Genomic DNA, 14,892 nt, shown 5'->3' with positions numbered 1-14,892 from the left:
TAAAATCGACTTATGACTACAGACTCAAGATTAATTAAGATTTACTCCAGGTGGTTCCCTCTTTGCCATCTTTAAGTTGGATCCCCAACTCTTGTAAGCCAATACGGATACGATCAGAAGTGGCATAATCTTTATTCGCTTTCGCCTCAGTCCTTAAATTAATCACCATATCCAGAACGCCATTTAAGTCGTTACCTCCGGCATCTTCATCTTTCAGTCCCAATATATCAAATACGAAATCGTTAACCAGTTGCTTTAACTTTTCTAATGCTTCTGCGGAGATTTTACCCTTACCATCGTAAACAGTATTGATAATCCTTACAGCTTCAAACAATTCGGCAATCAGAATCGGACTATTAAAATCATCATTCATCGCGTGGATGCATTTCTCTTTCAATGCATCAATATCGAAATCGTTTTGTTCAGAAACCGTTAATTTATCTAATAAACCAATGGCAGCCATCAAGCGGCGGAATCCTTTTTCCGAAGCATCTAAAGCTTCATTCGAGAAATCCAATGTACTGCGGTAGTGTGCCTGCAACATGAAAAACTTAACCGTCATCGGGCTGAAGCCTTTTTTCAATAAAGGATGATCGCCGGTAAATAACTCTAAAGGAAGAAATCCATTACCGGCCGATTTAGACATCCGCGTACCGTTTACAGTAAGCATATTGGTGTGCATCCAATAGCGGGCAGGCTGTTTATGACTGCAAGCCTCAGATTGTGCAATTTCGTTGGTATGGTGCGTTGCCGCCAAATCCATTCCACCACCGTGAATATCAAATTCGGCACCCAAATATTTCGCGCTCATGGCGGAACATTCGATATGCCAGCCCGGAAAGCCCATGCCCCAGGGCGATTGCCATTGCATCAGGGTTTCTGGTTTCGCTTTTATCCAAAGCGCAAAATCTAACCTGCCACGTTTCTCATCCTGTCCACCCAGTTCGCGGGTATTGTTCAGCATATCTTCGAGATTGCGATTGGTTAAAATCGTATAATTATATTCTTCGCTATATTTTTCTACATCAAAATATACGTTTCCATCAACTTCGTAACCGTAACCATTGGCAATTATGATCTTGATCATTTCGATCTGTTCGATAATGTGGCCTGTAGCGGTAGGTTCGATACTTGGAGGCAGCGTGTTGAACATGCGCATTACATCGTGGAAACCCAGCGTATACTTCTGCACAATTTCCATTGGCTCAAGCTGCTCTAATTTTGCACGTTTTGCAAACTTATCGTCGCCCTCGTCCCTATCGCCCTCTAAGTGGCCCGCATCGGTAATATTACGTACATAACGCACCTTATAACCAGCATATTTAAGATACCTGAAAATTAAATCGAAAGATATAAACGTGCGGCAATTACCCAAGTGCACGTCACTATAAACAGTAGGACCGCAAACATACATCCCAACATTGGGTGCATTTAAGGGTTGGAAAAGTTCTTTTTTGCGCGAAAGCGTATTATAAAGCTGTAAGCCAGTATTCATATTGCAAATGTAATATTAAGTTAGAAAGTTAAAACGTTAAAAGTTGCAATGTTTCGCTTATGATTTTTAACTAACATTTATAAATGGTATCCGTGCTGTCAGATGTTACCATCTGACAGTAAACAAAATTTTAATCATTAAAATTGTAATATCAATTTTCCCCAAATATTAGAAAAGGTGCATTACTGCTCATCGGTTAGGGCAGCCCCTCTTTCCCTGTAGCTTCGCCGAAGGGGCTCAGGCTGCCGCTTCAATAGGGTTTAGATTGGTTATTTCTGTGCGTTTGGCATGAAAACCAGCGCTAAACTTGCGAAGTCTGCCAGCCACTGGCCTTGTGAGACTTCGGAAGTTGATCTGGCAAGCGCTGTACCGTCAGATGTTATCATCTGACGGTAAAAACAAAATTTAATCTTTAATTTGTTTCATCTATCAAAACATCGGTAAAAAATGGTTCAGATCAGAGAAATTTTGGAAAAAGATGCCGAAAGCGTAGCCGCACTTTCTACACAACTGGGTTACGAAAGCGACATCAAGCAAGCATCAGCAAGGATTAAACGCATAAATAACAGTAACGAAAACTGCGCATTTGTTGCTTTAATTGATGGCATAGTAGTAGGCTGGATTCACGGTTTTTACACCTTAAGGGTAGAATCCGATCCATTTGTAGAAATTGGAGGCTTAATTGTGGATGAAAATTACCGAAACCTAAAAATCGGGAAGCAGTTAATTGAGCACGTAAATTTTTGGGCAAAAGCGCATCAGGTAAAAAAACTAAAGGTAAGGTGTAACATTAAACGCACCGAAAGTCATCGATTTTACACACAGATTGGCTTTAAGGAAAATAAACGACAGATTGCATTCGAAATGAATGTGGTTTAATTTTTCAATAGCGTCAGATAGAAATATCTGACACCACAAGCAGGTCCTTGCTAAACTTGTGAAGTCTGGTTCCGCCCCTGCCAATTAGCCAACCCACAATTAACCAATTCACCTCAATTATTACAACCTTCAAACATTTCTGCATTGTAACATTTCAATCCTATTCATTAACTTTGTACCATGATTGATTTACCGGTAGTACCTGCTGTAACTGAAGTAAAACGTAAACCAGATTGGTTACGTGTAAAATTACCCGTTGGTAAAGAATATGCACAAGTTCGCAGTTTAGTAGACACGCACAAGCTCCATACCATCTGCGAAAGCGGAAATTGTCCTAATATGGGCGAATGTTGGGGTGCAGGTACGGCAACATTCATGATTTTGGGTAACATTTGTACCCGCAGCTGTTCTTTTTGTGCGGTTGCAACCGGCCGCCCTTTAGCGGTTGATGTTGATGAGCCTAACCGCATTGCCGATTCGGTAAGATTAATGGGTGTTAAACATTGTGTAATTACTTCGGTAGATCGCGATGATTTAAAAGATGGCGGCTCAATCATCTGGGCAGAAACCCTGCAGGCTATCCGCAGAGAAAGTCCAATTACCACTTTAGAAACCTTAATCCCCGATTTCAAAGGTCAGTGGGATAATTTATACCGCGTATTAGAAGAAAGACCAGAAGTGGTTTCGCACAATATGGAAACGGTTAAGCGTTTAACTAAACAAGTACGTATCCAGGCTAAATACGACAGGAGCTTAGAAGCTTTAAAAAGAATTTCAGAATTTGGTTTAAGAACAAAAACAGGTATTATGCTTGGATTGGGCGAAACCGAAGAAGATATTTTCGAAGCCATGGACGATTTGGTTGCCAATGGCGTTCATATCTTAACTTTAGGCCAATACTTACAACCTACACGTAACCACCACCCTGTAGTAGATTGGATTCATCCGGATACTTTCGCGATGTATAAAGAAGCTGGTTTAGCAAAAGGTTTGAAATATGTAGAAAGTGGTCCGCTGGTACGTTCATCTTATCATGCAGAAAAACACCTTTTTCCGATTGAAGGAATTGCATAATTCGCTCATATAAGTAGGGATTTAAAATATTTTTAATCGTACTCCTTGGCGGAATGCGTTTAAAAAACATTTTTTTGCTTTTACTGTTCTGTATTGTATCTTAGTAACCAATAGTGACTGCATTAAAAAAATTAACCCTAACTGAGCCTGAACTTGTTCAAGCGCTGCAATCGAAAGATCCCGCGGTTCTAAAAACACTGTACAGCATGTATTCGTCAGCACTTTATGGCGTTATTTCGCGCATTATCACCCACACAGAGCTTGCTGAAGATGTACTACAAGAAACTTTTGTAAAAATCTGGCAATCTGCTGCACACTATGATAATACCAAAGGACGTTTATTTACGTGGATGATGAACATTGCCCGCAATTTATCAATCGACAAACTACGTTCTAAAGACTTTAAGAATTCACTCAAAAACCAAGATATAGAAAATAACGTAAGTTTCGTTGATGAACAAAACAAGGTAACGTTTAATCCTGATATCCTTGGAGTTAAGCAACTTGTAGATAACCTTAAACCGGATTTACAAGCAGTTCTTGATTTAGTTTATTACAAGGGTTTCACCCATGTGGAAGCCGCAGAAAAGTTAGATCTGCCATTAGGTACGGTGAAAACCCGGATCCGGTTGGCTATTATTGAATTGAGAAGGAATTTTAATTGAGCGTGGAAAATTTAAAAGCATATATCGAATCTGGAGTACTTGAACTGTACGTTTTAGGTGATTTATCACCTGAAGAAGCGTTGCAGATTGAGGAAATGGCATCTCAATACCCTGAGGTAAGAGATGAAATAGCTGCCATTGAGCATGCTATGGAGCAATATGCTATGCAAAATGCTGTAGAGCCATCTGCAGATGTAGAAACAAGACTATTCGAAAAGTTGGGGTTAAGTGAAGTTGAAGAGAATGTGAATGTTCAACCCGAACCAATTTATACAGAAGAACCAAGAATTATACGTTTAGATGGAAGTGACGCCAAAGTAAGAACTTTGCGTTATGCCTTAGTTGCTTGTATAGCTTTATTAGTAATAAGTACTGCAGCATTGTTTATTACCTATAACAAGTTAAATGCCGCGCACGACCAAATTGCAAGTTTAAACCTGGATAAACAAAAATTTGCTGGTGTAGTAAGCAAGTTAGAGTTCGAAAACCAGGGTTTAGATAATATGGCTGCAATGGCCGACAGCAAAGAATGGGCAACCATCAGAATGGCTGGTCAGGCTTTCAGCCCGAACTCGAAAATGAAAGTTTACTGGAACAAGAAAGATAAAAGTGTGCTGATCAACTATGTGGCCATGGATTTACCAAAAACTGATGCAGCACATCAATATCAGTTATGGGCTTTGGTAAACGGGAAACCGGTAAGTTTAGGCGTATTCGGCAAAACGGATTCTACCAATAATGAAGCATTGGTAAAAATGCAGGCCATTCAGGAAGCACAGGCTTTTGCAGTAACGATAGAGCCTATGGGCGGAAGTGTTAACCCAACAATGGAAAAACTAACCGTAATGGGCGGTGTTTAAGTAGAAATTATTTAGTCAAAATATTAAATCCCGACATTGTTAAAATGCCGGGATTTTTTGTTTTTATAACATTAATTTCTCTTTGATGTTTATATTAGAAAACGAACAGTTCCAACTCCGTAGGTGCTGCAGTCCCGTTATACACTCCAATCTTTTTATTGCAAATTAAATACGTCAGGCAATACGTTTAGTCTAATCCATTTTAAGCAATAAAAAGGATTTCCGTTACTACCGGGTTTAGGAAAATGGGGCTGTGGGTTTTGACCTTTCGACTGCCCTTTGTAGGCAATAGTTTTGCGCCCTGCAGCCCTAAATAGGATGAATGACCACGCCTCATAAACCTGATAAGCGGTAAAGCGAATGGCAGGACTATCGTTACCAAAATGCTTCTGCATGTGCTTTCCAAAAAGAGGGCTTATATTATATACTAAGCATAAATCTTGTTGACCAGAGTGAACGAAATGGAGAAGTACGTCATTGCGAGAAGGCTTTTTCAGCCGACGAAGCAATCTTACAACAAGCTACAGCATTAAGATTGCTTCGTGCCTCGCAATGACGAATTTACTAGGTTAAGATTTCAATGCCTTGGTTCGTTTTTCCATAACCCAAGAATTATTAAGATTTCGCTGCGTATTTCACCTCTTCGTAAGGCTGTACCAAAACCCATCCCTCGCCAAAAAATTCTAACTGGAACGATTCACCACTTCCTCTTCCGATAAATGAACCGAAAGTTAAATTGGTTTTAATGTTCGGCGTTAAGTTTTCAGACCAGGCTACCGTAGCATTCGGATCAGTGTATACAGGTTGATTGCCAGTAACCCTTAATAAAATCGGTTCGCCATGTGTGGTAATGGCAATATAGCCACTGCCCGATAATTTAACCTGGAATAAACCACCACTCATCATCCCAGCAATGCTTTTCAGCATTTTTATTTCGTTTTTAATATTCTCTTCTAAAGCCAAAACATCATTACCATTTACAAAAACCGCTTCGTTTTGAAGTTTGATGATCTTTACTTTCTTACCCTCATCGGCCAAATAAAGTTTTCCTGTTCCTGTGGCATGCATCAGTGAGGTGCCCTCGCCAGATATGGCTTTCTTTAACAAACCGCCCAAACCTTTGCTCAGTAATCCTTCTCTTTTAAAATCGATATTCCCGATGTAAGCAACCATCGAACCTGCTTTTGCCAATATTTTTTGATTTTTCAGATTTACCTCCAGCATGGCAGGTTTCTCTAATTCGAAAAAATCGTTTTCACTTGGATTCTCTGCCGATTCCTGAATTAATTCATTCAGTGTGTACTCTTTTTGTGCCATAATAATTTTTTTCCGTTTTTAAGATATCTGTTATTTTAAATATTCCCTTAAACTATAAATTATAACTAGAAGAATAGTAGGTTAATGCTGTTTTTTTTCCACAATTGTGGCTAACTACGCATAACAAACAAACTAATTGGATATGAGCACTTTAATTTCTTTTGATATCCTTTCCGTAACCTGCGAGGCGGTAACCACAAAGTGTTCGTGCGCTAAATGGTCGCCCGCTTTTCCATGAATGTAACAAGCCAAAATAGCGGCATCTGTTGCGGTATATTTCTGTGCTACAAAGCCTGCAATAATGCCAGTAAGAATATCGCCCATCCCCCCTTGCGCCATTGCCGGATTACCTGTAGGATTGATGAACACCTTACCTGTTGGCAGACAGATAAAAGTATACTGGTTTTTAAGCACGATAACGATCTTAAGCTTTTGGGCTTGTTCTGTCGCCGTTTGCACCCTGTCCCACCAGCTGTCATGCTCACCGAATAAGCGATCGAACTCCTTCATATGTGGGGTGATAATGCTATTTGCAGCAAGTTTATCGATTAGATCGGGCCTTTCGCCCAAAATATTTAAAGCATCCGCATCGATGATCATTGCCTGGTTCGCCATGATCAAGCTTTCGAGCAGTTTTTCATTTTCAGCTTCGGCACCTAAACCAGGGCCGATAGCAATTGCCTGATATTTTTTTGGGTCCTCTATCCGTGTATATTCGCCTCTTGGCAGCGCCATTACTTCAGGCAAGGTGGTGTTTAAGGCAGTTAATCCGCTCTGTGGGATACAGGCTGTAGTTAATCCCGCTCCTGTGTGTAAACAGGCCATCGAAGACAGTAAAGCCGCACCCATGGTATTGGTATTTCCAGCAATAATCAGTGCATGGCCATAGGTACCTTTATGGCTGAACAATTTTCGGGGCTGCAGGATCTTTTCAATATCAGGTTCTTCCACTACATAGAAATCTGCCTCTTGTTTTTGGATAAAAGCCTCATCCAGATCAATATCAACCACCTCATATTTTTCAGTCGCCATGGCCGACTCGGGGAAGAAAAAGTTAATCTTCGGCCGTTGGAAACAAATTGTTTTATGGGCTTTTATACCGTTGTAATCTTTAGGTAGCCTACCTTCAGCAAAAAAACCGGTAGGTACATCAACAGCATACACTTTTTTATTCAGCTTGTTAATGGCCTGAACCAGCTGTTCATAATCTCCACTTAAAGGTTTATTTAAACCAGAGCCTAAAATGGCGTCGATAATTAAATCAGCTTTCAGGTTCTTTAAGTCAGAAACCTGGTTGATGATCATTTTTTTGCATCTCGTTTCTTCAATCCGCTGTAGGTTGATGGCAAAATCGTCGCTTTGTTTTTTACTGAAGTTGATGATGTAAACTTTTATATTCTCATATCCATTAGCAATAAGCAAATGGGCAATGGCCAGTCCGTCTCCTCCGTTATTTCCTTTCCCGCAGAATATAGCCACGCTTTTATTGGTATCGAACTCATCTCTTAAAAAAGTTTGAACAAAAGCCCTCGCAGCTTTTTCCATCAGATCTATAGAAGCAATGGGTTTATTAGCAATCGTAAACTGATCGGCATTACGCATTTGGGCAGAAGTAAGCAATGTTCGCATATAACTAAGATAAGATTATACAGCTATAATGCAAAAGATGAGCTTTTGTTTGATTTTTTATACCCAAGGTGCTAACCTTTCAAAATAATTTAAGCTTCTGTCTTTTAATTTTAATACCTTTTGCCAATCTTTAGCGTTGTCTATTGAATTAAATTAAATCTCAAAAACAATGAATCAAAAACCATCGAATGCATTCGTGGCTGCCGCCTGGATTGCATTAGGTATCGGAATGATTGGCTTTATTGTAGGCCTGTGGCGTTCTGATATGCTTCTCAATGAAAAAGGATATTATTTTACCGTATTGATGTTTGGCCTTTTCGCTGTAATTTCTTTACAAAAAGCTGTTCGTGATAAACTGGAAGGAATTCCTGTTACTGAAATTTATTATGGCCTGAGCTGGTTTTCTACCCTCTTAACCATCACTTTATTGGTAATCGGTTTGTGGAATGCTACTTTGTTGCCCAGCGAAAAAGGGTTTTATGCCTTTGCCTTTTTACTCTCGCTTTTTGGCGCCATTACGGTGCAGAAAAATACGAGAGACAGCCAGATTGTGAATAAGAACCGTGATCCGGAATAGCCAAAACAGCATATTCTTAACGAATTTTATTGAAACCAATGCTCAGGCATTGGTTTTTTATTTTTAACCAAAAACGAAATATATTATCTCCTTAACTAAAAAATAATTACTACTTTAAACATCAGATACCGAAGCAAATAGTTTATCATTTTCGAGCAAATCATATAAACCTATTCAAATCTTATATATCCTGCCAATGGAACAAAAAGATAGCTTTAAAAAAATACTTACCCCTTTTATGTTATGGGGTCTTGGTGTAGGATATGTGATTTCGGGAATGTATTTCGGCTGGAATTTAGGTCTCGAACAAGGTGGTACCCTGGGCATGGCCATTGCAACCGTTGCCATTATCGTGATGTATGTAACCTTTAGTTTCAGTTATGCCGAACTGGCCTGCGCTATACCGAAAGCCGGTGGTGTTTTCGATTATGCCAACGCGGCACTCGGTAAAAATATCGGTTTTATTGCCGGCATTGCCCAAATGGTCGAATTTATATTTGCACCGCCAGCTATTGCATTTGCCATTGGTGCTTACTTTAATGCCTTCTTTCCGCAGGTACCTATTCTTAGTAGTGCCATTGCGGTGTACTTTATCTTTACCGCGCTAAATATATATGGGGTAAAAGCCGCAGCTTCGTTCGAAGTGATTATTACCATTTTGGCCGTAAGTGAACTGTTATTGTTCTCTGGCATTACATTGCCTAAATTTCATGCAGAAAATCTGGCCCACAATAACTTTCCAAATGGTTGGAGCGGTGTTTTTGCAGCTATCCCTTTTGCCATCTGGTTTTTCCTGGGCATTGAGGGCGTTGCAAATGTAGCAGAAGAAACCAAGAACCCACAGCGCGATATCAGCAAGGGCTTTGGCTGGGGCATATTTACTTTGGTTGTTTTATGTGTTTTGGTTTTCATATCAACTATTGGCATTGGCGGCTGGGAAGCCATAGTATATAAAAACGGAAAATCGGGCGAAACCTCTGATTCGCCTTTACCACTTGCCCTTTCGATGATCACAGGTGATAACCACCTGATGTATCATTTACTCATCACGGTTGGATTATTTGGTCTGGTCGCCTCCTTTCATGGATTGGTTTTAGCAGCTGGCCGTTCTACTTATGAGATGGGTCGTGTAAATAGTATCCCAGCTATTCTTGGAAAAATTTCTCCTAAATTTCAAACACCCGCAAATGCATTAATTGGAAATATGGTGATTGGCATCATCGCACTTTTATCAGGTAAAACGGCCGAAATTATTATCATTTCTGTATTTGGCGCATTAACTTTATACATCATTTCGATGATTTCGGTAATGGTGCTACGGAAAAAGAATCCCGAAATGGCACGGCCTTTTAAAACACCGGTTTATCCCTTATTTCCCATTATTGCCTTAATTATTTCCTGTGTTTCTTTCATCGCAATGCTGATTTATAATCTTAAATTAGGTTTAATTTATTCGGGCATTGTTTTAGGCATATTTCTTCTATATAAAATCTTTAAAAAGGCAGATTAATGATTACGAGCAAAGAAATTCTGGATTACGTTAAAAATCATCCCTCTGGAAAAGTAAAATTAGCCGTTGCCGATATCGACGGTATTTTAAGGGGGAAATATGTAGCTGCCGAAAAATTCGCATCCCTGGTTGAAGGCCGATTGGGTTTCTGTGATGTTACCTTTGGTTGGGATGCAGGTGATTTGGCTTACGAAAACGGAATATATACAGGTTGGCATACTGGTTATCCTGATGCACAGGTTAAAATCGATCTGACAACATTCCGGAAAATCCCCTGGGAAAATGACGTACCTTTCTTCTTGGGCGATTTTATTGACGATCAGGATCAGGCAAATTATGTCTGTCCGCGACAATTGTTAAAAAAAATCATTGCCCAGTGCGAAAGTGAAGGGTTTTCGCCGCTTTTCGCACAGGAATTTGAATGGTTCAATTTTTTGGAAACACCAGAGACAATACAGGAGAAAGGTTTCGTTAATTTAAAACCTTTAAGTCCGGGCATGTTCGGCTATTCCATTTTGAGGAGCACCTACCGAAACGAATTTATGAGCGATCTGTTCGAACTACTAAATAAATTCGATATCCCGATTGAGGGTTTACATACCGAAACCGGGCCCGGGGTTTACGAAGCAGCCATCAAATATGCTCCTGCCTTGCAAGCTGCAGATCAGGCTATACTATTTAAAACAGCAGTAAAAGAAATTGCCTATAAACACGGTATCCTCGCTACATTTATGGCTAAAATAAGTGAAAATTTACCTGGATGCAGTGGTCATGTGCATCAAAGCCTATGGGATGCAGACAAAAAAATCAACTTGTTCTACGATGAAAAAGATGCAAATAAAATGAGCGAAACAATGAAAAGTTATATCGCTGGTCAGCTGCATTGCCTCCCATACCTTTTACCAATGATAGCTCCTACCATAAACAGTTACAAACGTTTAGTTGAAGGTGCATGGGCACCCACTACAGTAACCTGGGGAATCGATAACCGTACAACGGCATTACGCGCACTACCAGGAAGTAAAAAGGCTTCGCGTTTAGAAACCAGGATAGTGGGCTCAGATACAAATCCTTATCTGGCACTTTCGGCCTGTTTGGCTGCTGGAATGTACGGTGTTAAGAATAAATTAAAACTCGAACAGCCAGCCACCAAAGGAAACGGATATGCCGATTTATCGAACGGCACGCTATCGCGTAATTTGTTTGAAGCAACGCAAACGATGAAAAATTCTGATCTGGCCACAGCATTATTGGGCGGAGATTTCGTTGATCATTTTACGATGACCCGCGAATGGGAATGCAAACAATATGCTAAAGTAGTAACCGATTGGGAATTGAAAAGGTATTTAGAAATTATTTAACAATAGAGTCGTCATTCCGAACTTGGTTCAGAATCTTTTGCAGAATAGATGCTGATCCCCCGATTAATCGGCCAGGACGACGCGAACTTGAGAAACAAAAGGTAACAAAAAAACAATTGTCATGATATTTGATAAAATCCATCAGTTTAATTTCCCTACAACCATCCGTTTTGGCGCTGGCGCAGTAAAAGAGTTGCCCGCCTACTTAAGTAAGAACAATTTAAAGGCACCATTAATTGTAACCGACCCTACTATCGCACAACTTCCCTTTTTTAAAACCATCGTTGAAGATTTAAAGGCAAAGGGTATTGCAGTTGAGGATTTTAGCGACATCCACAAAAATCCGGTAAAAAGTGATGTTTACAAAGGTACTGATGTTTGGGATGCCACCAATCGCGACAGTATTATTGGTATTGGTGGTGGTGCTGCTATAGATGTTGCACGCGCAATCGTACTCCGTGTTAATCACCGTGAAGATTTATTCAAATATGATGATTTAATCGGTGGCGATATTTATGTAACGAACGATGTTCCGCATTTTATCACCATCCCAACCACATCTGGTACCGGAAGTGAGGTTGGCCGTAGCGCAATTATTGCCGATGATGAAACCCACCAGAAAAAAATTCTTTTCTCACCAAAATTAATGGCGCAGATCGTATTTGCAGATCCGGAACTCACCATGGATTTACCTCCATTTATCACTGCGGCAACAGGTATGGACGCATTGACACATAATATGGAAGCTTATTTGGCCAAAAATTTCCACCCGATGTGTGATGGAATCGCACTGGAAGGAATTTCATTGATCAAAGATGCTTTGGAACGGGCAACCAATAATCCTGATTTAGAGAGCCGCAGTAAAATGTTAATGGCTTCGATGATGGGTGCCATTGCCTTTCAAAAAGGTTTAGGTGTAGTGCATTCTTTGGCGCATCCGCTTTCGTCGCTTTTAGATACACACCATGGTTTAGCCAACGCCGTAAATATCCCTTACGGCATGCAGTTTAATATTGCGGGTTTTGAAGACCGTTTTAAAAAAATTGCCCGTACATTGGATCTCAAAGATGAAAATGGTGAAGCTGTTGTAAAATATCTGTTCGATTTAAATACAAAAGTGAATATTCCGCATAAACTGAGTGATATTGGCGTTAAAAATGAACATATCGAAACACTTGCCGATTTAGCCTTTGCAGATTTTGCACATCCTAATAATCCTAAACCGGTAAGCAGAGAAGATTTTAAACAATTGTACTTAAATGCACTTTAAAATAGGATTAAAAGATAACAGGATTTTAGGATTACTAGACCATTAAAATCAGTGTAATCACCTCAATGAAAAAAAATAAATCAGTGGAATTAATTAATATGTCTGATAAAATAATAATTGGTGTTACCGACTGTAGCAAATTCGACATCTATCGCGATTGGGTTTTATCTTACAATAAAAGTGTGGAGGTAATCCGACTCGGGTACAAGCTCAACAATTTCGAAGACATCAAAAAATGTAACGGCATTGTTTTAACCGGAGGGGAAGATGTTCATCCTCGCTTTTACAACCAGCCTGAATATTATCCTTATTGTTATGATGATGATATTGATGAAAAGCGTGATGAGTTTGAATTTAAGGTTTTAACCTATACTGAAGCCAAGTCGGTTCCTGTTTTGGGCATTTGTAGGGGCATGCAGGTGGGTAATGTGTTTTTCGGCGGAACTTTGATCCCTGATATCCCAACCTGGGGAAAATTCGATCATTCAAAAATGCACGATAAATCAGACCGTTATCACGAACTCATCATCAATCCATCCTCATGGCTAAACCAGATTGTGAATACCGATAAGGGCCTTGTAAATAGCAACCACCATCAAAGCACCGATAAAACAGGGAAAGGTTTGGTGGTGAGCGCAATATCGCCAGACGGTGTTACTGAAGCAATGGAGCGGCTGGAACCCGAAGGGAAATCCTTTTTATTATTTGTACAATGGCACCCTGAAAGGTTAAAAGACCAACAGGGTCCCTTTAGCAAAAACATACATAGTGCATTTATAAATTCAATCGTTAACCACAATAAATAATCACTCGGAGACAATGGCTAGCACGGAGTAACAATTATTTTCCGTGATTTATGTGTTTCCGTGGCAATAATCAATAGGAAAAATGCAGATCATTAACCCAGCAACAGAAGAAGTTATTACCAGTTTAGCGGAAGATAACTCATCTACGCTTCAACCCAAATTTAATACTTTAAAAAAGGCTCAACCTCAATGGGCTAACAAAAACCTTAGCGAAAGGATTTCGGTTATCGCTCAGTTTAGTAATTTATTAGAAGTTAAAATTGAAGAACTTGCCTCAGTGCTCACCAGTGAAGTAGGCAAACCGCTCCAGCAATCGCGCAACGAAATTAATGGTGCAAGAGCCCGTATCAAATGGATGTTGGCCAATGCCGAAAAGTATCTGGCCGATGAAGTGATGGTAGATGAACCGGGGATCAAGGAAATCATTAAATACGAACCGCTGGGTGTGGTTTGTAATATCTCAGCCTGGAATTATCCTTATCTGGTTGGTGTAAATGTTTTTATCCCAGCTTTACTGAGTGGAAATGCTGTAATGTATAAACCTTCAGAGTATGCCACCTTAACCGGAATCGAGATTGAAAAATTATTAAAAAAAGCAGGGGTGCCTGATGATATTTTCCAAATCGCTATTGGCGCAAAAGAAACGGGAACAGCATTATTAGCAATGGATTTTGATGGTTATTTCTTCACTGGCTCCTACAAAACTGGGAAATTTATATACGAGAAAGTAGCATCGAAAATGGTTCCCTGTCAATTGGAGTTAGGTGGAAAAGATCCATTATACATTGCCGATGATGTAACCGATGTTGCTTCTGCTGCTATTGGTACTGCCGATGGTGCTTTTTATAATAATGGACAAAGTTGTTGTTCAGTTGAGCGCATTTATGTACACGAGAAAAATTACGATAACTATTTAAATGCCTTTGTTACCGAAGTTAAGGGCTGGAAAACGGGCCAACCAACAACCGATGGCGTATATATTGGTGCTTTAACACGGAAAGAGCAGATTTTGGTATTGGAAAACCAAATTAAAGATGCCTTAAATAAAGGTGCAAAATTATTAACAGGCGGAAAGGCCATTGCGGGAAAAGGTTATTATTTTGAACCAACGGTTTTAACTGAAGTAACCAATGATATGCTGGTGATGCAAGAAGAAAGTTTCGGTCCGATTATTGGCATAATGAAAGTGAAAGATGATGCCGAAGCCTTAAATATGATGAAAGATACAGATTATGGCTTAACGGCATCAGTTTATACAGCCGATCAGACAAGGGCTGAAAAAATACTTTCTCAGCTTGACACGGGTTCGGGTTATTGGAATTGCTGCGATCGGGTAAGCGCAGCCCTACCATGGAGCGGAAGAAAATATTCTGGTATTGGCGCTACCCTATCACACCAGGGATTAAGGGCCTTTACTAAACCAAAAGGCTATCATTTAAGGGGATAATA

14 protein-coding genes are annotated in these 14,892 nt (G+C 39.9%); 10 read left to right on the top strand and 4 right to left on the bottom strand.

The annotated features are described in order from the left end of the window. Positions 1-34: 34 nt before the first annotated feature. Positions 35-1,495, bottom strand: coding sequence for a cysteine--tRNA ligase (gene cysS, locus ACN9MR_RS26925; RefSeq protein ID WP_426327505.1), 1,461 nt, complete (start codon positions 1,493-1,495; stop codon positions 35-37). A gap of 447 nt (positions 1,496-1,942) precedes the next feature. On the opposite strand from cysS, the gene ACN9MR_RS26920 reads away from it, so the two are divergent. The 4 genes from ACN9MR_RS26920 (at position 1,943) to ACN9MR_RS26905 (ending at position 4,973) form a co-directional block, all read left to right on the top strand. Beyond that, entirely contained in the window at positions 1,943-2,374 is a 432-nt protein-coding gene (locus ACN9MR_RS26920; RefSeq protein WP_426327504.1) for a GNAT family N-acetyltransferase, read from the top strand. Between the two features lie 180 nt (positions 2,375-2,554). Next, positions 2,555-3,448 carry a lipoyl synthase gene (gene lipA, locus ACN9MR_RS26915; RefSeq protein WP_029278501.1) on the top strand — a complete coding sequence of 298 codons (894 nt, stop codon included), beginning with the start codon at positions 2,555-2,557 and terminating at the stop codon, positions 3,446-3,448. 113 nt (positions 3,449-3,561) lie between these two features. After that, on the top strand, positions 3,562-4,113 hold the full coding sequence (locus ACN9MR_RS26910) for an RNA polymerase sigma factor (protein ID WP_057931209.1): 552 nt from the start codon (positions 3,562-3,564) through the stop codon (positions 4,111-4,113). A 2-nt stretch (positions 4,114-4,115) separates the two neighbouring features. Continuing rightward, positions 4,116-4,973, top strand: coding sequence for an anti-sigma factor (locus ACN9MR_RS26905; protein ID WP_426327503.1), 858 nt, complete (start codon positions 4,116-4,118; stop codon positions 4,971-4,973). Positions 4,974-5,128: 155 nt separating this feature from the next. Here ACN9MR_RS26905 and ACN9MR_RS26900 read toward each other — a convergent pair whose 3' ends face one another. From ACN9MR_RS26900 to ACN9MR_RS26890, 3 genes are all read right to left on the bottom strand, one after another. Then, positions 5,129-5,368 carry a hypothetical protein gene (locus tag ACN9MR_RS26900; RefSeq protein ID WP_426327502.1) on the bottom strand — a complete coding sequence of 80 codons (240 nt, stop codon included), beginning with the start codon at positions 5,366-5,368 and terminating at the stop codon, positions 5,129-5,131. A 220-nt stretch (positions 5,369-5,588) separates the two neighbouring features. Next, on the bottom strand, positions 5,589-6,290 hold the full coding sequence (locus ACN9MR_RS26895) for an AIM24 family protein (protein ID WP_426327501.1): 702 nt from the start codon (positions 6,288-6,290) through the stop codon (positions 5,589-5,591). Positions 6,291-6,422: 132 nt separating this feature from the next. Further along, on the bottom strand, positions 6,423-7,919 hold the full coding sequence (locus tag ACN9MR_RS26890; RefSeq protein ID WP_426327500.1) for an NAD(P)H-hydrate dehydratase: 1,497 nt from the start codon (positions 7,917-7,919) through the stop codon (positions 6,423-6,425). 169 nt (positions 7,920-8,088) lie between these two features. On the opposite strand from ACN9MR_RS26890, the gene yiaA reads away from it, so the two are divergent. The 6 genes from yiaA to ACN9MR_RS26860 all read left to right on the top strand — a co-directional run bounded on the left by yiaA (position 8,089) and on the right by ACN9MR_RS26860 (position 14,890). After that, positions 8,089-8,496 (top strand): inner membrane protein YiaA, encoded by a 408-nt coding sequence (gene yiaA, locus ACN9MR_RS26885; protein WP_426327499.1) that lies wholly within the window; start codon positions 8,089-8,091, stop codon positions 8,494-8,496. Positions 8,497-8,692: 196 nt separating this feature from the next. After that, a complete protein-coding gene (gene eat, locus ACN9MR_RS26880; RefSeq protein ID WP_426327498.1) occupies positions 8,693-10,006 on the top strand; it encodes an ethanolamine permease in 1,314 nt (437 codons plus the stop codon). Further along, on the top strand, positions 10,006-11,367 hold the full coding sequence (locus ACN9MR_RS26875; protein WP_426327497.1) for a glutamine synthetase family protein: 1,362 nt from the start codon (positions 10,006-10,008) through the stop codon (positions 11,365-11,367). Before eat ends, ACN9MR_RS26875 begins: the two co-directional genes overlap by 1 nt. A gap of 121 nt (positions 11,368-11,488) precedes the next feature. Beyond that, positions 11,489-12,637 carry an iron-containing alcohol dehydrogenase gene (locus ACN9MR_RS26870; protein ID WP_426327496.1) on the top strand — a complete coding sequence of 383 codons (1,149 nt, stop codon included), beginning with the start codon at positions 11,489-11,491 and terminating at the stop codon, positions 12,635-12,637. 98 nt (positions 12,638-12,735) lie between these two features. Next, positions 12,736-13,443, top strand: coding sequence for a gamma-glutamyl-gamma-aminobutyrate hydrolase family protein (locus ACN9MR_RS26865; protein ID WP_426327495.1), 708 nt, complete (start codon positions 12,736-12,738; stop codon positions 13,441-13,443). Positions 13,444-13,525: 82 nt separating this feature from the next. Beyond that, entirely contained in the window at positions 13,526-14,890 is a 1,365-nt protein-coding gene (locus ACN9MR_RS26860) for an aldehyde dehydrogenase family protein (RefSeq protein WP_426327494.1), read from the top strand. Positions 14,891-14,892 lie beyond the last annotated feature (2 nt).

The organism is Pedobacter sp. R-06, assembly GCF_049913135.1.
GTDB lineage: Bacteria > Bacteroidota > Bacteroidia > Sphingobacteriales > Sphingobacteriaceae > Pedobacter.
Note: the sequence above shows the minus strand (reverse complement) of the source record. Positions and strands in the feature narration are given on the sequence as shown.